Below are 20852 nucleotides of genomic sequence, written 5' to 3'. Positions count from 1 at the left end.
CGAAGCAAGTATCCATACCAGTTGTGCTGGCGACCATAGCAAGAGTGAACCACCTGATCCCTTCCCGAACTCAGAAGTGAAACCTCTTAGCGCTGATGGTAGTGTGGGGTTACCCATGTGAGAGTAAGTCATCGCCAGCTCATTATTCCAAACACCCCCGTTCTAACGAATGGGGGTGTTTCTTTATGTGCGGAATTTATACCTATAATTCTTTATATGATTATAATGGAAGAAATTCATATCAAGTCTAATAAGGATATAACATGTCTACCGATCAACAATTCCCAACACCCAATAATTTAGGTATCGCAGTTTATTCAAATAATGCAGAAGCTATTGGTAATACTCCTTTAGTTCGCATCAACCGTTTAATTAAAACTGGTGCAACTGTATTAGCGAAAGTAGAAAGTCGTAATCCTGCCTTTTCTGTGAAATGCCGTATTGGGGCTGCACTTATTGCAGATGCAGAAAAAAGAGGTGTGTTGAAAGAAGGCATGCATATAGTTGAACCAACTAGTGGTAATACAGGGATTGCATTGGCTTTTGTTGCGGCGGCGAAGGGTTATCCAATTACTTTGACTATGCCAGCCAGTATGAGTCTTGAACGCAGAAAAGTATTAAAAGCTTTAGGTGCTAATTTAGTTCTAACTGAACCGGCGAAAGGGATGAAAGGTGCGGTTGATGAAGCGGTACGATTAGCAACTGAGCAGCCAGATGTTTATTTTTTACCTCAACAATTCGAAAACCCAGCCAATCCACAAATTCATGTGGACACAACTGGCCCAGAAATTTGGCAAGCAACAGGTGGGCAGGTTGATATTTTAGTTGCTGGCGTAGGTACTGGAGGTACGATAACGGGTATTTCTCGTTATTTTGAACAGGTCCAAAATAAGCCATTGTACTCAGTAGCAGTTGAACCTGCTGAGTCTCCAATTATTACTCAAACTAAAAATGGTGAAAGTATTACGCCTGCACCCCATAAAATTCAGGGGATTGGTGCAAACTTTATTCCAAAAAATCTTGATTTAGATTTGGTTGATGAAGTCTTACCAGTGAGTAGTGAAGAAGCAATTCAATGGGCGAGAAACTGTGCAACTCAAGAAGGTATTTTGGTAGGTATCTCAAGTGGAGCTGCCTTGGCTGCTGCAGCTAAAATTGCAGAGCGTCCTGAAAACGCTGGTAAAACAATAGTTGTTATTCTTCCTGATAGCGGGGAACGATATTTATCTTCTGTTTTATTTGAAGGTTTATTTGACGAATAAAATTAACTATGTAAAAAAGCCCATTAATAGATGGGCTTTTTTTATTTGATCTTAATTTATAATGCACTTTTTAAAGTTTTCTGATGACGTTTCACAGATCGAGCATATTTTTTTGCTTTGTGTCGTGTCCAGAAGCTTCGCTCATATCCAGTTGGTCCCACATTATAATAAGCTGTTGCCTTGAACCAACTATCAGCTGACTGATAATAGTGATTTAAGATATAAGCACCACATTGAATATTAGTGGTTTCATCATATAAATTCCCCGCACAAGTTTGTTGCCAATAACTTGGAATAATTTGAGTTAAACCGACGGCGCCAGTAGGAGAGCGAGCATTACTATTGTAACTAGACTCTTGCCTGATGACTGCTGCGAGTAAAAGAGGGGGGACATTATATTGGTCAGCACTTTGAATAATCATTGGAGATAGCCGATTGGCTGTGCTCGCTGGAACAGAATAAGCTTTTTGTAAGCCAGACGAGAGTTTATTTGAGCGCCAAGAAAATGAACCACTATTCGGCCCTAAGCTTGTACACCCTGTCATTATTGTCATCAATGCAATAATAAAAAATTTGAGGCTAAGGCGGTGTAATTCTGATGGTTCAAAATGATCTTGAGCTAAAGATGAGGTAAGCAAAATACAAAACCAATAATCAAATTTCAAATGAAATGATGGTATTCAGCCGTACTTATCGGATCAATATAAGTTCTGTTGCTCAGCACATCTAGAAAGTAAGAATTTTGTATAATTAAAATGAAAAAACCCCGACATCCTGTCGAGGTTTCTTCGTATTCAGCTTTATGTAGCTAACTCCTGTCAACTACCGCTTCCTGCGTTCTTATTCTTCTTCAATGAGACATCCTGTCTCTCTATGATTTATATACTATGAAAAAATACTAAAGCTGAATATCCGCAAATCACCGCAAGTTTTGTACGTTTTAACTTACAGGCGTATTTTTTCAACTTTCTTAAATATGATGTCGACTAATTTCTGGGCTATAGGAGCACAAATCAATACACTTGGGAAAGCTAATATCCATGCAATGATCCAAGCCGATAACCATAATGAAACAAAGTGATGATTTAGCCCTACAGCCTTGAAAGTTGAAATACCTGAAACTATAAAAGACATCATTCCTGATAAAATTAAGAGGAATAAAAGTTTCTGTGCTTTCATGGCCTTATATTCCTTGATAAGCATTTAAGGTCAATGCAAAATTTTCTCCAAATTGTTGAGCAGTTTTAATATCTCCTTCATCAAAACCATCTGCATTACTGCCATGTTCAGCTTGAGCCATTAAGCCTGACCATGAACCGAGACGATTGGCTGCTTGCGTATAAGGAATGCCTTGGTGCTGTTCAGGCATGATTGGATTACCGACCCATAACATGCCATGTTGCATACAAAAGGTAAAAATTGAAATTAGTGTGGATTGTTTATCACCAGCAGGTAGAGATGAAACGGTAAATCCAGCCGCTAATTTTCCTTTAAAACTTTGTTTTTTCCATAATGGACCAGTTGCATCCATGAGTTGTTTTAACTTGGAAGATACACCACCTAAATAAGTGGGGGAGCCCCAAATTAAGCCGTCATATTGGATGAGAATTTCTGGGCTGTTGATAATATCTTCAGTATTGAGTAAATCTGCTTTCATATTTTTATGGCTCAAAATACCAGTTTGAATTTGCTGAGCAATAAATTGCGTATGACCTTGGCGGCTATGGTAAATGATGGCAACAGTCTTCATGAGCAGTCTCCTTTTTATTTAAATTTGAAATAGTTTTGCAGTGAGATATAAGCCACAACCAAAAACACTATGGTTCATTAAACTTTTTAGACAGTTCAAAAAAGGATGGGGTGTTTTTGATGAAGCAAAGCCACTACCCATCGCAGGTTGCATAATAAAAAATGGAATGAGGACGGTGACTACACCAAACATTAGTGCTGAATAAAAATGAGGTTGGCTAAGCCAAGTTGAACCAATAATGAAAAGAAAACTCAATGCAAAGATAATCCCAACACTATAGTGAGCAATCCAACCCAATAAATATTCACCCTTAATTTGTGGGCTTTTTGCAATAGATTGATGGATGAGTTTCCCTTGAAATATCCAACCAACCCAGCGGCCGAGGAAGGCAAAATTTAAGGTCGGAATTTTGAACATCTTTAATATTAATAGCCATATATCCATAACGACGGTTGCACCAATACCAAGACATAAAGCTTGAAAGAACAACGTAGAGGTATGCATTTTTACACCTTGCTTTTATACGTATGAAACGTGATAAATTTATTGTGCAAGTTCAAGTTCACTTGAAGTCAAGAGGCTATTATGGATATCGGTGAAGTTGCTAAAAAGGCAAAAGTCACAACTGCAACGCTACGCTTTTATGAAGAGAAGGGATTAATTAAATCGATAGGGCGGCAAGGCTTACGTCGACAATATGGCAAGCAGGTCATTGATCAATTGGCATTAATCTCTTTAGGTCGTGCTGCGGGTTTTTCTTTAAATGAGATTGCTGCAATGTTTGGACAAGATGGTAAGCCTGAACTTGATCGGCAAAAATTAAAAGATAAAGCTGAACAATTAGAGCAAATGGCAAAACGATTGCATTTTATCAGCCAAGGATTAGAACATGCTGCTGTATGTCCTGCTGAAAATCATATGGAATGTCCAACTTTCCAAAAATTTTTAAAAGCAGCAATTGCTGGAGAATATCAGCCAACAAAACTTTAATCAGTTCTTAGCGAAGAGGTCGAATTTTTGAGGTTGTATTAAATAGTTAGTCTTGTCATATTTTCGCCATAAAGATTTCATCTTTTTGAAGTAAAAACTTCATATAAGCTTGATTAAATTTGCTTAATTTTTTACCAACTGTATAAAACCATGAGCAAAAAAACTTTAGCAGTATTATTATGCTGCGCCAGTTTAGGATTGGCAGCATGTAATGATGATAACGACCAAGAACAAACTTCACCCTCTGAAAACGTTACCGAACCAACCTTAATTTCTTTTGCTAAGTTACCTGTAGAAACTTATGCTGCTGGTCCAGACTCTGGTGCCTATGTAAAAGGTGCAAATGGAATTTATCCTCCATTTAAAGGTCAGCCTGTACAGGGGTTTTCTGCTGCATTAAAAAATGAAGATGGCAGTTATATGGCAATGGCCGATAATGGTTTTGGAACTCAAGATAATTCAGCAGACTTTTTACTTCGTATTTATAAAATAAAGCCTGATTTCAAAACTAAAGCTAAAGGCACGAGCCAAGTTACTGTACAAAGCTTTATCCAACTGCGTGATCCGAATAAATTAATTCCATTTAATATCATCAATGGTAATACACCTGAGCGTTTATTAACGGGTGCTGATTTTGACCCAGAGTCGATGCAGCGTACTAGTGACGGGACCTACTGGATTGGAGATGAATTTGGTCCATATTTACTCCATTTCTCAGCAGATGGCGTGTTATTAGATGCACCGATTGCTCTGCCAAATCCGTTAAATCCGACTCAAGAATTACGTTCACCACAAAATCAGTTTAATAAAGCGCAAATTAATTTTGTAGAACCTCTAGTTCAACAAAGTGGTGGTTTTGAAGGAATGGCGATTTCGCCAGATGGGCAGTATCTTTACCCTCTTATAGAAAAGCCAATTAAATCAATTCGAGAAACAGAAAGACAATTATTGATTTCTCAATTTGATGTGAAGAAAAAAGCGTATACAGGAAAATATTATTGGTTCCAGTTAGATAGTAAGGCAACCAATATTGGTGACTTCCAACTCTTTAATGATAAAGAAGGCATTATTATTGAACGTGATGCAACTCAGAATAATTTAGGCGGCTATAAAAAATTAATTCGTATCAAATTAAATGAGTCAGGCCAGCTAGTCGGCCGTGAAGATTTGGTTGATTTAATTAAAATTGCTAACCCGAATATGTTGTATGGCGTAGCTAGAGAGGGTGATATTGGTACGGGACAGGTTTTTGCTTTCCCATTTGAAACCATTGAAGATGTAATTATTGAAAACGGTACAACGTTGACGGTTTTCAATGATAATAACTTCCCTGGTTCGACAGGACGTAACGCAAAACTGGCTGACGATAACGAGATTATTCAAATTCGTTTGCCAAAAGCTTTGTTCTAAGCTTTATAAATAAAAATTAAAACTGCGGCGGATTTTGGTCCGCCGTATTTATTACAAGAATAAAATATTGAGTAAAGTTTAATCAAATTAATTTCTATATCGTTGTTTTCGCATGTTTTATAAACAGGGAAAATGAATGAAATTCATGTTAAAATGATCGGCTTTCATCTTTAGATGTCTCTCCTTCATCTGCTAGCCGAGATTCGCAAGCCATGTCTACTGCCTACACCATGCAAACTGCGCCCAAAGCGCTGTTTGATTACGACAAATATTGGGCGTCGTGTTTTGAACCAGCGCCATTTTTGCCGATGTCACGAGAAGAAATGGACCAACTCGGCTGGGATGCGTGTGACTTTATTTTAGTCTGTGGTGATGCTTATATCGACCACCCATCATTTGTATCGGGTGTGATTGGACGTGTGCTTGAGGCACAAGGTTTCCGTGTCGGAATTATTGCGCAGCCAGACTGGACCAATGTTGAAAGCTTCCGCGTTTTAGGTAAGCCAACGATTGCTTGGGGTGTAACCGCAGGTAATATGGATTCGATGATTAACCGTTATACGGCAGATCGTAAAATTCGTTCGGATGATGCATATTCTCCAAACAATGAACCGAATAAACGTCCTGACCGCGCAGCAACAGTTTATTGCCAACGTTGTCGAGAAGCATTCCCAGACGTACCAGTGTTATTGGGTGGTATTGAAGGCAGTTTACGCCGTATCGCACACTACGATTATTGGTCAGATAAAGTCCGTCGTTCGATTTTGATGGACTCAAAAGCCGATTTGCTCATGTACGGTAATGGTGAGCGTGCCATTATTGATGTGATGCATCGTTTGGCGAAAGGTGAAAAAATCCACGAGATTACTGATGTTCGTGGTACGGCATTTATTATTAATAAACATAACAAAGCATCAAAAGCAAAGTTTGTTGAAGTTGCGAGTAATGATGTAGATACGGTTGGGCGTGTTGATCCAATTATTAACCCATATGTCATGACAGAAGATATTGATGGCTGTGAGGTTGAAAAAGAAAAGGGTAACTCTTTAGCTCAGTATCAAAATTTCCAAAAAGAGATTGTTGCAAATCCGATTGTGCGTGAAGGCGACAAACTAGATGACGACACTCAAATCGTTCAATTAAAGCTAGCACCGTCAAAAGCAATTAAACACAAGTTACCTCCACGCGAGTTAGCGGTAATTCGTTTACCTTCTTTTGAAGAAGTGGCGAATGATCACGTGCTTTACGCGCATGCAAACCGTATTTTGCACCTTGAAACTAATCCAGGTAATGCTCGTGCGTTGGTGCAACGCCATGGTGAACGAGATGTGTGGATTAACCCACCTCCAATTCCTCTAACTACAGAGGAAATGGATTATGTGTTTGATCTTCCATATGCACGTTTGCCACATCCTACTTATGGTGATGCGCGTTTCCCTGCATTTGATATGATCAAATTCTCGGTCAACATTATGCGTGGCTGTTTTGGTGGTTGTACATTCTGTTCAATTACAGAACATGAAGGGCGTATTATTCAAAACCGTTCGGAAGATTCGATCTTACGTGAGATTGAAAAAATCCGTGATACAGCACCAAACTTCACAGGCATTATTTCAGATTTAGGTGGCCCAACAGCAAACATGTACCGTTTGCACTGTAAAGATCCTGAAATTGAGAAAAACTGTCGTAAACCTTCTTGTGTTTATCCGGGTGTTTGTCAAAACTTACATACCGATCACGCGCCATTAGTGCAGCTTTACCGTAAAGCGCGCGCTATTAAAGGTGTGAAGAAGATTCTAATTGGTTCTGGTCTGCGCTATGACCTTGCGGTACTCAACCCTGAATATGTCAAAGAGCTAGTACAACACCATGTTGGTGGTTATTTAAAAATTGCTCCTGAACATACCGAACAAGGCCCGTTATCTAAAATGATGAAACCAGGTATTGGTACGTATGATCGTTTCAAGCAAATGTTTGACCGTTTCAGTAAAGAAGCAGGAAAAGAGCAATATTTAATTCCTTACTTTATTGCTGCGCATCCGGGTACTTCAGATTATGACATGATGCACCTTGCAATTTGGTTGAAAAAGAACGGTTTCCGTGCTGATCAGGTACAGACTTTCTATCCATCACCAATGGCAACTGCAACAACCATGTATTATTCGGGTAAAAACCCGCTTGCTAAAGTAGCTCGATATACTGAAAAAGTTGATATTGTAAAAGGTGAAAAACGCCGTCGTCTGCATAAAGCTTTCTTGCGTTACCATGATCCAAACAACTGGCCATTACTTCGTGAGGCCCTAAAAGAGATGGGGCGCGCAGATTTAATTGGTAATTCGAAGCAGCATTTAATTCCGACTTATCAGCCAAAAGGCACAGAAGGGGAATATAAGTCTGCTCGTAAGAAAAATTCGTCTACAGCAGGCGATTCGGTTAAACGAAATAATCAGCAAACGAATAATCATTCGAATCAAAAGCGTCCACAAAAAGGACAGGTTCTAACGCAACATAATGGTTTACCTCCTCGTGAAACAGGAGAAAAAAGACCGTTTGGTGGGAAAAGTAAACCTAAATCTAAAGTTCGTGGATAATGATAAAACAGGCTCTTAAATAGAGCCTGTTTTGTTTTTTATGACTCTATTTAAATCGTATAATGAGATTTTTGAGGATTTAAAGTACAAAAAACGTAACGAATAATGATAAATAGCCAAAATCTGACGAGCTGCACTTGATTGTTATTGATTCTATGATTATAAATATTGTGAGGGTGGCTAAATTTAAGCCAAGCTTGATAACTACAAGTGAAATTACTAAGTGAACCTTTTAAAAAACGGCTGTGTCGTTATCAATTAAAACAAAGTGTGATCTAGCAAAATCATTATAAAAAACTTAAAGGATTAGGCCCATGTATTATTTAATTACGATCTTATTATTATTTTTAGTTGTTGTTATGGCAGTGAAAAGTCTGTCACGAAGGCATCAACATGATAGTGCTTTAAAGCGCCGTGCAGTGTTAACTAGCCATGAGCAAATGACCTTAACCAGATTACAAACTGTTTTGCCCAAATTTACAGTATTAGCGCATGTATCTTTTGATGCACTTTTAACTACAAAATACGCGCATACACGTCGTAAATATCAAAATATGTCAGCTGATTTTGTTGTGCTTGATCAAAATTATCAGGTAGTTGTAGTTGTTGTTCTAGGGGAAAACGGTTTACGTCGAGCGCATCAACAATATGAGCGTCGCCTATTACAATTGGCTGGCTATCGTGTGCTTCATTATAGTAGTGTGCCTGATTATCATGACTTAAGAAGAGACTTATTGAGTCCTGAATCAGAATTAGCAACTTTACATGCGACACCCCAGCTAGAAAGAATGTCAAACGCTTTTGTGAAGCCTTAAAAATTCGACATTAGCAGAATTGATCTGAGAGCTCATTTAAGAAGATTTGAATAAAATGCTGAAATTCAAAATTTTAAAATTACTAAAAAATTGAGCAATATCACCCAAGATATTGCTCAATTTTACATAGATTTATAATTATAAAAATTATGGAAGTACCGCAACAACCGTCATTTCTACAAGTACATCTGGTGCATAGAGTTTTGATTCTACACATGTACGTGCTGGTGGGTTCCCTTCGCTAATCCATACATCCCAAACCGCATTCATAGCTGCATAATCTTTTTCAATATCTTTTAGGAAAATCATGACAGAAAGGATATGGGTTTTATCTGTTCCAGCTTCTGCTAATAGACGATCAATATTATTTAAAGTTTGTTGAGTCTGCCCTGTGACATCTGCGCTTGTATCATCGGCGAGTTGCCCAGCTAGGTGTACTAAATTACCTGAAATCGCAACTTCGCAATAGCGTGAAGTAACGTGTAAACGCTTTACCGTCATAAAAATGCTCTAAGGTGGCTTTATTTAATAGTTTTGATTTTATGAAGAGTTGCTAGGTCGGTGCAAGCAAGTAGAAAAGAATTTCAGTAGATTATTGTGAGGAAGGGATATCTAAGCCATGTATCAGAAGAGCCCTGCAATATTCGGATTTGGTCGTCACGCCAATCACAGGACGATATGCCGAAAGTAAAGGTTGCTTTGGCATGTTGCAAATACATGGGTAATGAATATGCGTGGATTAGGTTACTCTAAAGTTTCAGTAAAAGGGAGTCTATTTTGTTTAAAAGTTGCTCTTTTGAGTGAAAAGTAGTCAATTACCAGAGGCTAAGCTGGAAGTCATCCGCTTGGGTTTGTAATTGATAAACTCCTATACCAATTAAGCGAAACTGAAAATGTTCAGGAATCTGCATTTCATTTAATAATAAAAATAAAACTTGGATTAAGTCCTGTAGCGACTGGATCGGTCTTTTAAAGCTTTTACTATGTTGTAGAGTCTGAAAATTCTTGAGTTTAAGTTTGATATTCACACCACGTGCATTGAGCTGTTTTTTCTCTAGTGTTTGCCACACTTTTTCGGCTAATCCCTGCCAATAGGGCTGACATTGAGCCAAAGTAAAATCACTGTCAAAAGTTGTCTCTTTCGAAATTTGTTGGCGAGCTCTTTCAGCTTGAACAGGTCTATGGTCAATGCCCTGAGCATATAGATAGAGTTGTTGTCCATATTTACCGAAGTGGTGAACCAAAACAGCTTCTTCAATTTTCTGTAAATCACCTAAGGTATGTAGCTGAAGCTGTTGTAATTTTTCCTGAGTGACTTTGCCCACACCAGGAATCTTTTTAAGCGGAAGGTCTTGAATAAAAGTAGCAACTTGCGAAGGTTTGATTACACATAAACCATTAGGTTTGTTCCAATCCGAAGCAATTTTTGCCAAAAACTTATTTGGTGCTACACCAGCCGATGCAGTAAGCCCAGTTAATCTAAAAATATCTTCCCGAATATGCATGGCAACTTCAGTTGCACTCGCAATCTGTTTTAGGTTTTCAGTGACATCTAAATAAGCTTCATCCAAAGATAAAGGTTCAATAAGTAGCGTATATTGCTGAAAGATCGAGTGAATTTGAGCGGAAACCGTACGGTATTTTTCAAAATTTGGTTCAATAATGACAACTTGAGGACATAGTTTTCTTGCCTGACTCATCGACATGGCAGAACGCAAACCAAATTCACGGGCAGGGTAGGAGGCAGCAGCAATCACAGCTCGCGGATGATGCGAAGAAATAACGACGGGAAGATGCTTTAGATCAGGACGCTCTCGCAATTCGACCGATGCATAGAAGGCATCCATATCGATATGAATGATTTTGCGCATATTATTGTGCTTTCACGATGCCTTGCTGCTGTAAAAAATGATGCCATTCTTTGACTGAACCCTTATAAACATTTAAGTCTACTGGTTTTGTCATGCCTTCAATTTTACCTTGATTACTATGCTGCCAAAAGAGCCATTTTCTTTTGTCTTTTAGCTCAGGTTTTCCTTCGTAATCTCTGACCCAAAGCGGTGTATCAGGGAAACTTCCTATTAATACAATGTGGTAAAAAGTTTTGGAAATATAAAAGATAGGCTGTTTGCCATAATGCTGTTTTAGGCGGTCATGCATGATGCCTATTTCTTTAAGTAATTGTTCTTTGGTGTGCGCATTAATACAGTTACCGTCATATTCTAGATCGATAACAGGAGGAAGGGCATCGGCTTTGTTGGGTACAGCCGCAATAAAGTTATCTGCTTGCGTTTTACCATCACGGCATAGACGATAAAAGTGATAAGCGCCTACATGAAACCCATGTTCACGTGCTTTGAGCCAATTTTCCTGAAATTTTGAATCTTTGTAATCGCCGCCTTCAGTCGCTTTTAAATAGACGAATTGGAATTTTTCCGGTGATATTTTTTTCCAGTTAATATCACCTTGATGATGAGAAACATCGAACCCTTGCACCGGATAATCCTGCGCAACAGCTTTTTGTTGATAGAACAGACCAAAATAAGCTAAGACTCCCATAACACAAGCTAAGCCAATTCCGATTAGGGTATTGTGCCGTGATGTGAAAAAAGTTTTAGCCAGTTTGCTCATTCAAAACTCGTTAAAATTTGAAGTCGTCATCATAGCGTGATTCGCGAGCGAGAAACCATGCTAAAAATGCAACTGCTTATACAGGCGTATCCTTTGGAATTTGCCAGAAAATAAATGCAGTAATGACATTGATACAACCGAGACAAATGAGAGTGACATGAAACGCTGTTGTCACGTGGTCTGCACCATAATAATTAGTAAAGATATTGATGAGTGTGCCTGCTAGCGCCACACCAATACTCATTGATAGCATCATGATCATCGACAAGAAACTATTACCGCTACTCGCATCTTGTTGAGGTAAGTCTTTCAAGGTTAATGTATTCATGCCAACAAATTGCAGTGAATTTAATGTGCCAAACAAGAAAAAGTGCAAGGCTCTAAACCAAGTTGGAGTATCGACGGTCATGATTGCAAAAGAGGCAATACACAGCCCAACTAATGTGGTGTTAATGAGTAAAAAACGTCGGTAGCCAATTTTTTGAATAATAGGCCTGACAATTGGCTTTGAAAATAATGAGCCCAAGACTAAGGGAATCATCATTAAACCTGCAATAAATGGTTCAAAACCAAAAGCAACTTGTAGCATGAGTGGTAAAACAAAAGGTAAAGCGTTACCACCAAAGCGGGCAAAGAAATTACCTAAAATACCAATTGCGTAAATTTTGTTTCTAAAGAGTCGGCTACGAAATAATGCATTTTGATGAGTATGTGAATGATAGGCATACCATAGTGTTGCGATTATTCCGATGACTAATAATGAAATACTAAACCATTTTGAATATTCAGGTGAGGCTAGATGTTCGATCCCTAAAGACCATCCAATCATAGCCACGACTAATAAGATGAAGCCACCCAAATCGAATGTTTTGACTGAAGGTTCTTTTACATTTGGCATGACTTTTAGTGTCATTAATATGCCAAGTATGCCCATAGGAATATTGATAAGAAAAATCCAGTGCCAAGTTGCAACTTCAACCAACCATCCGCCCAAAGTTGGACCAGCCAAAGGCCCGAGTAAACCCGCAAGGCTCATTAAGCTCATCGCAGCTAAGAACTGAGTTCGAGGAATAATTTTTAAAAGTGATAATCGGCCAACAGGGAGTAATAAGGCGCCGCCTATGCCTTGGATGACCCGGAAAAATAACAGCTGATTGAGACTCTGAGAAAGACCACAACCTAAAGAAGCCAGAGTAAAAATTACGATTGCCGACAAGAAAATATTTCTGACACCAAAGCGGTCTGCCAACCAGCCACTTAGAGGAATACAGGCAGCAACCGATAATACATAGGCCACCACTACGCTGTGCATGCGTAAAGGATCTTCATTTAGATGATGAGCCATCGCAGGAATAGCAGTATTTACAATGGTTGTGTCCAAGGCCTGCATAAAAAAGCCAATAGAAACCAAAAGAACGAGTAGTCGATATTCGGGTTGCAAAGCTTGGTGTGTCGGCGTGGCATTCATAACATTTGAAAATTAACGTTTTGATCTAGTGTAAAACAAATTGAATTTAAAAGAAGTAAGCCAATGTTGAATACCCCTTTACTAAATCTAAGTTCTTTTGAAGGTAGAGGTGAAAATAGTTAAAACAAAAAAAGCGGCAGAACCGCTTTTTTAAATAGAATAGGTGGACAACTAGACAACAAATCTTTTTGGCATTTTTAAGTTTTTAATGACGTTATAAATTTGATCAACATCATCACATACAATTAATTTAGCTCGATGTTGAAGGGGAAGGAAACCTTCTTGAACTGCATGGTCTAATTGGGCAATAAGTGCGTTATAAAAGCCATTTACGTTATATAAAATCATGGGCTTTTGATGTTGGTTGAGTTGGCCCCAAGTGGCTATTTCCAATATTTCTTCAAATGTTCCTAAACCACCCGGCAACGCAATAAATGCACTTGCACGTTCTGCCATCATGGCTTTACGTTCATGCATGGTTTCTACGACATGTAATTCAGTTAGGCCTGCATGTGCGACTTCATAATCAAGCATAAATTCAGGGATCACACCGACAGCTTCTCCGCCGTTTGCGAGAACGCTCTCTGCGACTTGTCCCATTAAACCGATACTGGCACCGCCATAGACTAATCCAAAGCCTTGTTCAGCGATTCCATGAGCGAGTTCAATTGCTTTTTCTCGGTAGATTGGATTATTTCCTGCACGTGAACCACAATATAATGCAATAAGAGGTTGTTTTGTTTTTACAGCTGTTATTGGTGAATCATTTACTGCCATTGTTAATACGCTATTCATTGTTTTATTTTTACCTTATCACGTTCATATTTCTTGTCTACAGTAAGCAAAAGATATGACAACTTTATAAGCAGATTTATAAGAAAGATTCATGTTTTGTATGGGTTTGGTGAATGCTAGTCATGAATAAATAAAAATGATGAATTTATGTTAAATCTTGCCTATACTAAAAATTCGTTTAACAACATATGAACAAATATGGGTAGTGGTTGTAGTCGCTCCGTTTTAATTTCTTGTCTTAAAAAAACATTTTCCCCCCTTTGTATAGGCGCGCCTGTTGTGTTGCCAAATAAAGATAAAATCCAAACAACACAGGAGCAGGATCAATGATCTTTGAATGGATGTCTGATCCCTCTGCTTGGGTGGGTTTAGCAACTTTAATCGTTCTTGAAATTGTATTGGGGATCGATAACCTCGTTTTTATCGCGATTTTGGCTGAGAAATTGCCGCCAGAGCAACGAGCTAAAGCACGTATAGTTGGTTTGGTGCTCGCGTTAGGAATGCGCCTTGTACTCTTAGCCTCGATTGCTTGGGTCGTGACACTGACTGAACCACTCTTCCATATTTTTGATCATCCATTCTCTGGTCGTGATTTGATTTTGTTATTCGGTGGTGTGTTCTTATTATTTAAAGGCACCATGGAATTGCATGAACGGATGGAAGGAAAACAACTCCATAAAGAAGATAATCCTGTTCATGCTGCATTCTGGATGGTTATTGTCCAGATTGTTGTGCTTGATGCTGTATTCTCGTTAGACAGTGTGATTACAGCTGTAGGTATGGTAAAAGAGCTGTCAGTGATGATGGTTGCGGTTGTTATTGCTGTCGGAATCATGTTGTGGGCATCAAAACCACTCATGGACTTTGTTAATAAACATCCAACAGTTGTCATTCTATGTCTTGGCTTCTTGATGATGATCGGTTTCTCTTTGGTGGTGGAAGGCTTTGGTTTCCATATTCCGAAGGGCTATTTATATGCTGCAATTGGCTTCTCGGTTTTGGTAGAAGTTATCAATCAGAGCATGCGTCGCAATCAGGAAAAGCTAGTTACCACTACAGACTTGCGTTATCGTACTGCCTCTGCGGTTTTACGTATGTTAGGCAGTAAAAATAGTAGTTCTTCAGATACTCAATCTTCTGATAAAGAAGATGTATTAGCGACGCAAGCTTTTGCTGATGAAGTTTTTGACGAAGAAAATGGCGCTTATCACAGTGTGCTTGTACAAGGTGTGCTTGGTTTATCAGAGCGTCCTGTAAAATCTGTTATGACTCCACGCCCTGAACTTGAGTGGATTGACTTAAACGATGAACCTGAAGTTTTAAAAGAACGTTTAATGTCAATGACACATTCTCGTTTGATCGTTGCACGTGGTGAGCTTGATAATATTGAAGGTATCGCGCTTACGCATAAAGTTTTAAATAACTTTATTGAGACAGGTGTAATTGATTTCCAAAAGCATCTACGTGAACCTGTGATTGTGCATGAAAATGCTCAAGTGCTTATGGTGATGGAGCAATTGCGTCAAGCACCTTTACAAATGGCTATCGTATTAAATGAATATGGTTCCATCGAAGGTATCGCAACACCAATTGATATTTTAGAAGCGATTGCTGGTGAATTCCCAGATGAAGATGAGTTAGACGCTGCTGCTGAAAGCTTGGCAGATGGTTCATTAATGCTTGAAGGCTCAACTGATATTCGCCATGTATCACTTTTATTAGGTCGTGATCTCGTTGACGAAAGTGAACAGTATTCAACTTTATCGGGCTACTTGTTATTCCATTTAGGCCGTTTACCGGAAAATGGTGAAGCTGTTGAGGCAGACGGTTATCGCTTTGAAGTGATTACGATGGAAGGTCATAAAATTGAGAAAGTTCATATTGTTTCTATCGAGCAAGATGAATCAAAAGATTAAATGACGTTTTAAGTCTAGAAACATCATAAAATAGCTCAACTCTGAGCTATTTTTTATTTGAGACACACCAAATGACCCAACAAACTTGTCCATGTGGAAAAGGCCGCTATATAGAATGTTGTGAGCCTTTACATTTAGGCACAGCCAAAGCACTAACGGCAGAGCAGCTTATGCGTTCACGTTATAGCGCTTTTGCATTACAGCAAATTGATTATATTGTGCAAACGACCGCTTTAGGTCAGCAAACAGCACTTGATAAAGATGCTATCGCAGAGTGGAGCAAACAAAATCAGTGGTTGGGTTTAGAGGTGGTTAACGCCAACGAAAAATTAGATAAAACCCATGCACAGGTTGAATTCAAGGCTCATTATCATGATGGACAAAAAGCCCAAATTCATCATGAGGTTTCACATTTTGTTTATCACCAGCAAAAATGGTTTTTCCTCGACCCAACGGTCGATATGCAGGTCACCATGAAACAACCTTGTATATGTGGTTCAGGAAAAAAATTTAAGCAATGCTGTGCACAATTTCTGTAAGTTTATCTTAAAATACGCCCACTGTTTGGCCTGAGGGAAAGGGCGATGTTACTCACCGTTATTTATATTATTGCGATTACTGCAGAAGCTATGACAGGAGCATTGTCTGCTGGTCGACGGAGTATGGACTGGTTCGGTGTCGTACTGATTGCCTGTGTAACTGCTTTGGGTGGTGGTTCTGTGCGCGATGTATTACTTGGTCACTATCCTTTAACTTGGGTAAAACATCCAGAATATTTGGTTCTGACCTGCTGTGCTGCATTTGTCACGATTATTATTGCCAAATGGATGCGTCATTTACATAACATCTTTTTGGTGCTCGATGCTTTAGGCTTGATTGGTTTTACGATCATTGGTTGCCAGATTGCCTTACAAATGGGACATGGTTTTGTCGTATCGGCAGTAGCTGGAGTGTTGACTGGAGTATCTGGCGGTATTTTACGTGATATTTTATGTAACGATGTCCCGTTCGTTTTCCGCCGTGAACTCTATGCGAGTATCTCTTTTGTGGCAGTTATCTGTTACTGGGTTTGTCAGGATTTAGGATTAAGCCTAGAGTTAACCGTTATTTCAACTTTAATTTTTGGCTTTACCTTACGTCTGATTGCAATCTATTTTGGCTTAGAAATGCCTAAATTTATTTATAAAGATGATGATGCAGAATCGGCTTCTTCAACTGACGAACATTAATCATGCAGAATTCGATGTGAGCATGATATAACAATTAAATATATTGTCTTGCTCACTTATTTTTTCCAGTAGAGTTTTTCCTATGGATCTGGTTTCACGTATACAAAATCTTCCAATTGGCAAATTTCACTACACATTACTGTGGGTGGTTGGTTTAGGTTGGATGTTTGATGCGATGGACACCGGTATCATTGCTTTTATCATGACAACGCTTGTTAAAGACTGGGCATTAACACCAGCCGAAAGCGGTTGGATTGTGAGTATTGGTTTTGTAGGAATGGCTATTGGAGCTGTTTGCTCAGGAGCTTTAGCAGATCGCTTTGGCCGTAAGACAATATTTGCAGTTACCATGGCCATCTATAGTATTGCGACTGCCTTATGTGCTTTTGCTCCAGATTTGAAGTGGTTATTAATTTTCCGTTTTATTGTTGGTCTTGGGCTTGGTGGACAGTTACCCGTTGCAGTGACATTGGTGAGTGAATATATACCTGCCCATGTACGTGGTCGTTTTATCGTCCTACTCGAAAGTTTTTGGGGTTTGGGCTGGTTAGTTGCTGCACTCATTTCTTATTTTATTATTCCTAAATTTGGTTGGCACATTGCATTTCTTATGGGTGGCCTCCCACTGATTTATATTTTAGTAATTTGGAAAAAACTCCCTGAATCGATACCTTACCTGATTAACCGTGGACGTGTTGAAGAAGCACATGCATTGGTTCAAAAATTAGAAGCTCAAGCAGGCGTTCAAATTGTTCACCATATTGAAGTCGTGCCTGTAGCCATGCGACAAAAAGTCTCTTTTAAACAACTTTGGAGTGGTCAATTCGCTCGCAGAAGCTTAATGCTTTGGCTCATCTGGTTTGGAATTGTGTATTCCTACTACGGTATCTTTACGTGGCTGCCAAGTTTATTAGTGAAACAGGGCTATGACATCGTTAAATCTTTTGAATATGTTTTGCTTATGATTTTGGCGCAGCTACCAGGCTACTTGGCAGCGGCATGGTTTGTAGAGCGATTAGGTAGAAAAATTACACTCGCTGCATTTATCGGTTTTTGTGCGTTGTCTGCATATTTCTTTGGACAAGCCGATAGTGTAAATAGCATTATGTTTTGGGGTTGTCTCATGTCTTTCTTTAATTTGGGTGCATGGGGAGTGTTATATACCTATACACCAGAGCAATATCCAGCCAACATTCGAGCTTTTGGTTCGGGCTGGGCATCGGCAATGGGCCGTTTAGGTGGAATTTTGGCGCCAATAGTCGTCACTCATATGATGGTTTCCAAAAATGGGTTTAGCCATGTTTTTATAATGTTTACTATTGTTTTACTTTTGGTTGCAGCTGTAATTTTAATATTAGGTGAAGAAACACAAGGTAAAAGACTAGAGTCGATAGGCCTCTAGTTTTGCCTAACTTTATAGCAAGTAACTAAAAATATAGAGAGATGAGACATAATTTGACGCTCAGGTGACAGAGTCCCTCTTGTGTCTGTAACATAGCCCACTTAGCATAAGACTCATTTAAAATAACGACTGATTTGGAAGATAAGCTGACTATGACCAGCCTTGCGCATCAAGCGACAGAAAACCGCTCTGTAGCCGAATTTACTGAACAGGCTTACCTGAATTATGCCATGTACGTCATTATGGACCGTGCATTGCCGCATATCAGTGACGGCTTAAAACCTGTACAGCGCCGTATTGTCTACGCCATGAGCGAGTTGGGCTTAAAAAGTAGTGGTAAGCCAAAAAAATCGGCCCGTACTGTAGGTGACGTACTAGGTAAATATCATCCGCATGGTGATTCAGCATGTTATGAAGCCATGGTGTTGATGGCTCAGCCATTTAGTTATCGCTATCCTTTAATTGAAGGTCAAGGGAACTGGGGTTCGCCAGATGATCCTAAATCGTTTGCTGCGATGCGTTATACTGAGGCAAAACTTTCTGCCTACAGTGAGTTATTACTAAGTGAGTTAGGACAAGGCACGAGTGAATGGCAAGATAACTTTGACGGTTCATTAAAAGAACCGATTACCTTGCCAGCACGAGTTCCTAATATTCTGCTGAATGGTACAACTGGTATTGCGGTTGGTATGGCGACTGATATTCCGCCACATAATTTGCGTGAAGTGATTAAAGGAACAATTGCCTTAATTCGTAATCCGCAAACATCAGACGAGAAATTGGCTGAATATATTCCAGCGCCGGATTTACCAACAAAAGCTGAAATTATTACTCCGCCAGAAGAATTACTCAAAATCCAGACGACTGGACGTGGTAGTTACCGTATGCGAGCGGTTTATACCATCGAAAAAAATGAAATCGTGATTACCGAATTGCCGTATCAAGTATCGGGTTCTAAGGTGATCACTCAAATTGCCGACCAAATGCAGGCTAAGAAGCTACCATTAGTGGTGGATGTGCGTGACGAGTCGGATCATGAAAACCCAACACGACTCGTGATTGTACTTCGTTCTAACCGTATTGATGCTGAAGCGGTGATGAGCCACTTATTTGCGACTACCGATTTAGAATCAAGCTATCGCGTTAATTTAAACATGATTGGTGAAGACGGTCGTCCTCAGGTTAAGTCTATTCGACGTATCTTGCTTGAGTGGATTGAGATCCGTAAAAAAACGGTTACTCGCCGTTTGGAATATCATTTAAACCGAATTGAAAAACGTCTACATATTTTGGCAGGCCTTTTAATTGCTTATCTCGATATTGATACGGTTATCCGTATTATTCGTGAAGAAGATCAGCCTAAACCTGTATTGATGGACCATTTCAAAATTGATGAGATACAGGCAGAAGCAATTTTAGAACTCAAGTTACGTCATTTAGCAAAACTTGAGGAGATGGAAATCCGTCAAGAACAGGATGAGCTCTCAGCAAAAGCAGCGATTATTCGTGAACAATTAGAAAACCCAGAATCTTTAAAAAACCTGATTATTGGCGAATTAAAAGAAGATGCGAAAAAGTTTGGCGACGAACGCCGTTCTCCAATTGTTGCACGTGCTGAAGCTATTCAAATTAGAGAACAAGATTTAATGCCGGCTGAAGCAGTAACGGTAGTTTTATCTGAGGCGGGATGGATTCGTGCTGCAAAAGGTGCGGATGTTGATGCAGAGAATTTAAACTATCGTGCTGGTGACCAATATTTAAGTCATGCGGTGGGAAAAACTAATCAACGAATTTATTTCCTCGATGAGACAGGGCGTAGTTATGCCTTGCCTATTAGCAGTCTGCCATCAGCAAGAGGCTTAGGCGAGCCATTAAGTTCGAAGCTTGCTCCTGCAAGTGGAGTCGCGTTTATTCAGGTCTATTTAGATGATGAAGAGTCAGAACTTATTGCTGCTAGCTCATCAGGTTATGGTTTTAAAACTCAAGTCAAACAGTTAGATACTAATGCCAAGGCAGGAAAAAGCTTCTTATCGGTACCTGAAAAATCAAAAGCTCTACCATTAATCTCCGCCCAAAATATGACACATTTGGCTGTACTCAGCTCAGCAGGTAGACTCTTGATTATTGATTTATCAGAACTGCCAAATTTAAATAAGGGTAAAGGTAATAAGTTGATACAACTTGAAGCGAAAGAGCAGATTTTATCCATGACAACCCTGAACTTAGATGAAATAATTCAGGTGGTTGCAGGTCAACAACATCTAAAACTAAAAGGTGATGATCTACAGAAATACATGGGTAAACGAGCTTCAAAAGGGCACCTCTTACCACGTGGATATCAAAAAGCAAATAAACTGTTGATTCAGAGATAAAGCTAGCGTCGGGCAACATAAATACGCTATATATGGCAATAAGTTCAAGCAATGAACTGAACTTATTGGTATTGGATAATGATTAAAAGGACAGCAATTTGGAGTACGCAATTTGTACTCCATGCAAAAAATTTGACAGGGTCAAATTGTCAAAACTTCTGTCTCATAATCTTGTTCGAAAGTGTCATGAATGTGCCAATAAGTTTTAAATATGTTCTGGC

Annotated in this window: 20 protein-coding genes and 1 rRNA gene; 12 read left to right on the top strand and 9 right to left on the bottom strand. The window is 39.2% G+C overall.

The window, feature by feature from the left end; all coding sequences use genetic code 11:
* The first annotated feature begins 25 nt into the window (after positions 1-25).
* Both rrf and cysK read left to right on the top strand, forming a co-directional pair.
* Positions 26-140, top strand: a 5S ribosomal RNA gene (gene rrf / locus H7R46_RS17670).
* Positions 141-263: 123 nt separating this feature from the next.
* Positions 264-1262, top strand: a complete 999-nt coding sequence (gene cysK / locus H7R46_RS17665; RefSeq protein ID WP_032037780.1) for a cysteine synthase A — start codon at positions 264-266, stop codon at positions 1260-1262.
* Between the two features lie 56 nt (positions 1263-1318).
* On the opposite strand, the gene H7R46_RS17660 is transcribed toward cysK, so the two are convergent.
* From H7R46_RS17660 to H7R46_RS17645, 4 genes are all read right to left on the bottom strand, one after another.
* Entirely contained in the window at positions 1319-1927 is a 609-nt protein-coding gene (locus H7R46_RS17660; RefSeq protein WP_014208138.1) for a lytic transglycosylase domain-containing protein, read from the bottom strand.
* 280 nt (positions 1928-2207) lie between these two features.
* Positions 2208-2441 carry a DUF2798 domain-containing protein gene (locus tag H7R46_RS17655; protein WP_063099666.1) on the bottom strand — a complete coding sequence of 78 codons (234 nt, stop codon included), beginning with the start codon at positions 2439-2441 and terminating at the stop codon, positions 2208-2210.
* 4 nt (positions 2442-2445) lie between these two features.
* Positions 2446-3012 (bottom strand): flavodoxin family protein, encoded by a 567-nt coding sequence (locus H7R46_RS17650; protein ID WP_068930539.1) that lies wholly within the window; start codon positions 3010-3012, stop codon positions 2446-2448.
* Positions 3013-3030: 18 nt separating this feature from the next.
* Positions 3031-3516 (bottom strand): DUF2938 domain-containing protein, encoded by a 486-nt coding sequence (locus H7R46_RS17645; protein ID WP_086260992.1) that lies wholly within the window; start codon positions 3514-3516, stop codon positions 3031-3033.
* An 81-nt stretch (positions 3517-3597) separates the two neighbouring features.
* Here H7R46_RS17645 and H7R46_RS17640 point away from each other — a divergent pair, with 81 nt between their 5' ends.
* From H7R46_RS17640 to H7R46_RS17625, 4 genes are all read left to right on the top strand, one after another.
* Complete coding sequence (locus H7R46_RS17640) at positions 3598-4002, top strand: helix-turn-helix domain-containing protein (RefSeq protein ID WP_032005802.1); 405 nt, start codon at positions 3598-3600, stop codon at positions 4000-4002.
* Positions 4003-4152: 150 nt separating this feature from the next.
* Positions 4153-5412, top strand: a complete 1260-nt coding sequence (locus H7R46_RS17635) for an esterase-like activity of phytase family protein (RefSeq protein WP_086260991.1) — start codon at positions 4153-4155, stop codon at positions 5410-5412.
* 212 nt (positions 5413-5624) lie between these two features.
* The gene (locus H7R46_RS17630; protein WP_086260990.1) at positions 5625-8003 is read left to right on the top strand and encodes a YgiQ family radical SAM protein; all 2379 of its coding nucleotides are present in this window, start codon (positions 5625-5627) and stop codon (positions 8001-8003) included.
* A gap of 314 nt (positions 8004-8317) precedes the next feature.
* Positions 8318-8818 (top strand): DUF2726 domain-containing protein, encoded by a 501-nt coding sequence (locus H7R46_RS17625; RefSeq protein WP_017385843.1) that lies wholly within the window; start codon positions 8318-8320, stop codon positions 8816-8818.
* Positions 8819-8965: 147 nt separating this feature from the next.
* Here H7R46_RS17625 and H7R46_RS17620 read toward each other — a convergent pair whose 3' ends face one another.
* On the bottom strand, positions 8966-9319 hold the full coding sequence (locus tag H7R46_RS17620) for a RidA family protein (RefSeq protein ID WP_086260989.1): 354 nt from the start codon (positions 9317-9319) through the stop codon (positions 8966-8968).
* 193 nt (positions 9320-9512) lie between these two features.
* Here H7R46_RS17620 and H7R46_RS17615 point away from each other — a divergent pair, with 193 nt between their 5' ends.
* The gene (locus tag H7R46_RS17615; RefSeq protein ID WP_002121660.1) at positions 9513-9629 is read left to right on the top strand and encodes a hypothetical protein; all 117 of its coding nucleotides are present in this window, start codon (positions 9513-9515) and stop codon (positions 9627-9629) included.
* 4 nt (positions 9630-9633) lie between these two features.
* Here H7R46_RS17615 and dinB read toward each other — a convergent pair whose 3' ends face one another.
* The 4 genes from dinB to H7R46_RS17595 all read right to left on the bottom strand — a co-directional run bounded on the left by dinB (position 9634) and on the right by H7R46_RS17595 (position 13712).
* Entirely contained in the window at positions 9634-10689 is a 1056-nt protein-coding gene (gene dinB / locus H7R46_RS17610; protein ID WP_086260988.1) for a DNA polymerase IV, read from the bottom strand.
* Position 10690: 1 nt separating this feature from the next.
* Complete coding sequence (locus tag H7R46_RS17605) at positions 10691-11449, bottom strand: GH25 family lysozyme (RefSeq protein ID WP_086260987.1); 759 nt, start codon at positions 11447-11449, stop codon at positions 10691-10693.
* Between the two features lie 76 nt (positions 11450-11525).
* Positions 11526-12917, bottom strand: coding sequence for a multidrug transporter subunit MdtD (gene mdtD / locus H7R46_RS17600; RefSeq protein WP_086260986.1), 1392 nt, complete (start codon positions 12915-12917; stop codon positions 11526-11528).
* A gap of 171 nt (positions 12918-13088) precedes the next feature.
* Positions 13089-13712 (bottom strand): TIGR00730 family Rossman fold protein, encoded by a 624-nt coding sequence (locus H7R46_RS17595; protein ID WP_002062375.1) that lies wholly within the window; start codon positions 13710-13712, stop codon positions 13089-13091.
* A gap of 326 nt (positions 13713-14038) precedes the next feature.
* On the opposite strand from H7R46_RS17595, the gene H7R46_RS17590 reads away from it, so the two are divergent.
* The 5 genes from H7R46_RS17590 to parC all read left to right on the top strand — a co-directional run bounded on the left by H7R46_RS17590 (position 14039) and on the right by parC (position 20631).
* Positions 14039-15628 (top strand): TerC family protein, encoded by a 1590-nt coding sequence (locus H7R46_RS17590; protein ID WP_086260985.1) that lies wholly within the window; start codon positions 14039-14041, stop codon positions 15626-15628.
* 71 nt (positions 15629-15699) lie between these two features.
* Positions 15700-16167: a YchJ family protein gene (locus H7R46_RS17585; RefSeq protein WP_005065674.1), complete on the top strand. Its 468-nt coding sequence runs from the start codon at positions 15700-15702 to the stop codon at positions 16165-16167.
* A gap of 45 nt (positions 16168-16212) precedes the next feature.
* Complete coding sequence (locus H7R46_RS17580) at positions 16213-16857, top strand: trimeric intracellular cation channel family protein (protein ID WP_002121256.1); 645 nt, start codon at positions 16213-16215, stop codon at positions 16855-16857.
* 82 nt (positions 16858-16939) lie between these two features.
* Entirely contained in the window at positions 16940-18259 is a 1320-nt protein-coding gene (locus H7R46_RS17575; protein WP_032037750.1) for an MFS transporter, read from the top strand.
* 152 nt (positions 18260-18411) lie between these two features.
* Entirely contained in the window at positions 18412-20631 is a 2220-nt protein-coding gene (parC, locus tag H7R46_RS17570; RefSeq protein WP_057070642.1) for a DNA topoisomerase IV subunit A, read from the top strand.
* Positions 20632-20852 lie beyond the last annotated feature (221 nt).

This window comes from Acinetobacter sp. BEC1-S18-ESBL-01 (assembly GCF_014169935.1).
GTDB lineage: Bacteria > Pseudomonadota > Gammaproteobacteria > Pseudomonadales > Moraxellaceae > Acinetobacter > Acinetobacter pittii.
This window is presented reverse-complemented; position numbering and strand designations above follow the sequence as displayed.

Coding starts and splice junctions, on each gene's coding strand:
- cysK (WP_032037780.1), top strand. CDS start 264: ATGTCTACCGATCAACAATTCCCAACACCCAATAATTTAGGTATCGCA.
- H7R46_RS17655 (WP_063099666.1), bottom strand. CDS start 2,441: ATGAAAGCACAGAAACTTTTATTCCTCTTAATTTTATCAGGAATGATG.
- H7R46_RS17650 (WP_068930539.1), bottom strand. CDS start 3,012: ATGAAGACTGTTGCCATCATTTACCATAGCCGCCAAGGTCATACGCAA.
- H7R46_RS17645 (WP_086260992.1), bottom strand. CDS start 3,516: ATGCATACCTCTACGTTGTTCTTTCAAGCTTTATGTCTTGGTATTGGT.
- H7R46_RS17640 (WP_032005802.1), top strand. CDS start 3,598: ATGGATATCGGTGAAGTTGCTAAAAAGGCAAAAGTCACAACTGCAACG.
- H7R46_RS17635 (WP_086260991.1), top strand. CDS start 4,153: ATGAGCAAAAAAACTTTAGCAGTATTATTATGCTGCGCCAGTTTAGGA.
- H7R46_RS17630 (WP_086260990.1), top strand. CDS start 5,625: ATGTCTACTGCCTACACCATGCAAACTGCGCCCAAAGCGCTGTTTGAT.
- H7R46_RS17625 (WP_017385843.1), top strand. CDS start 8,318: ATGTATTATTTAATTACGATCTTATTATTATTTTTAGTTGTTGTTATG.
- H7R46_RS17620 (WP_086260989.1), bottom strand. CDS start 9,319: ATGACGGTAAAGCGTTTACACGTTACTTCACGCTATTGCGAAGTTGCG.
- dinB (WP_086260988.1), bottom strand. CDS start 10,689: ATGCGCAAAATCATTCATATCGATATGGATGCCTTCTATGCATCGGTC.
- H7R46_RS17605 (WP_086260987.1), bottom strand. CDS start 11,449: ATGAGCAAACTGGCTAAAACTTTTTTCACATCACGGCACAATACCCTA.
- mdtD (WP_086260986.1), bottom strand. CDS start 12,917: ATGAATGCCACGCCGACACACCAAGCTTTGCAACCCGAATATCGACTA.
- H7R46_RS17595 (WP_002062375.1), bottom strand. CDS start 13,712: ATGAATAGCGTATTAACAATGGCAGTAAATGATTCACCAATAACAGCT.
- H7R46_RS17590 (WP_086260985.1), top strand. CDS start 14,039: ATGATCTTTGAATGGATGTCTGATCCCTCTGCTTGGGTGGGTTTAGCA.
- H7R46_RS17585 (WP_005065674.1), top strand. CDS start 15,700: ATGACCCAACAAACTTGTCCATGTGGAAAAGGCCGCTATATAGAATGT.
- H7R46_RS17580 (WP_002121256.1), top strand. CDS start 16,213: ATGTTACTCACCGTTATTTATATTATTGCGATTACTGCAGAAGCTATG.
- H7R46_RS17575 (WP_032037750.1), top strand. CDS start 16,940: ATGGATCTGGTTTCACGTATACAAAATCTTCCAATTGGCAAATTTCAC.
- parC (WP_057070642.1), top strand. CDS start 18,412: ATGACCAGCCTTGCGCATCAAGCGACAGAAAACCGCTCTGTAGCCGAA.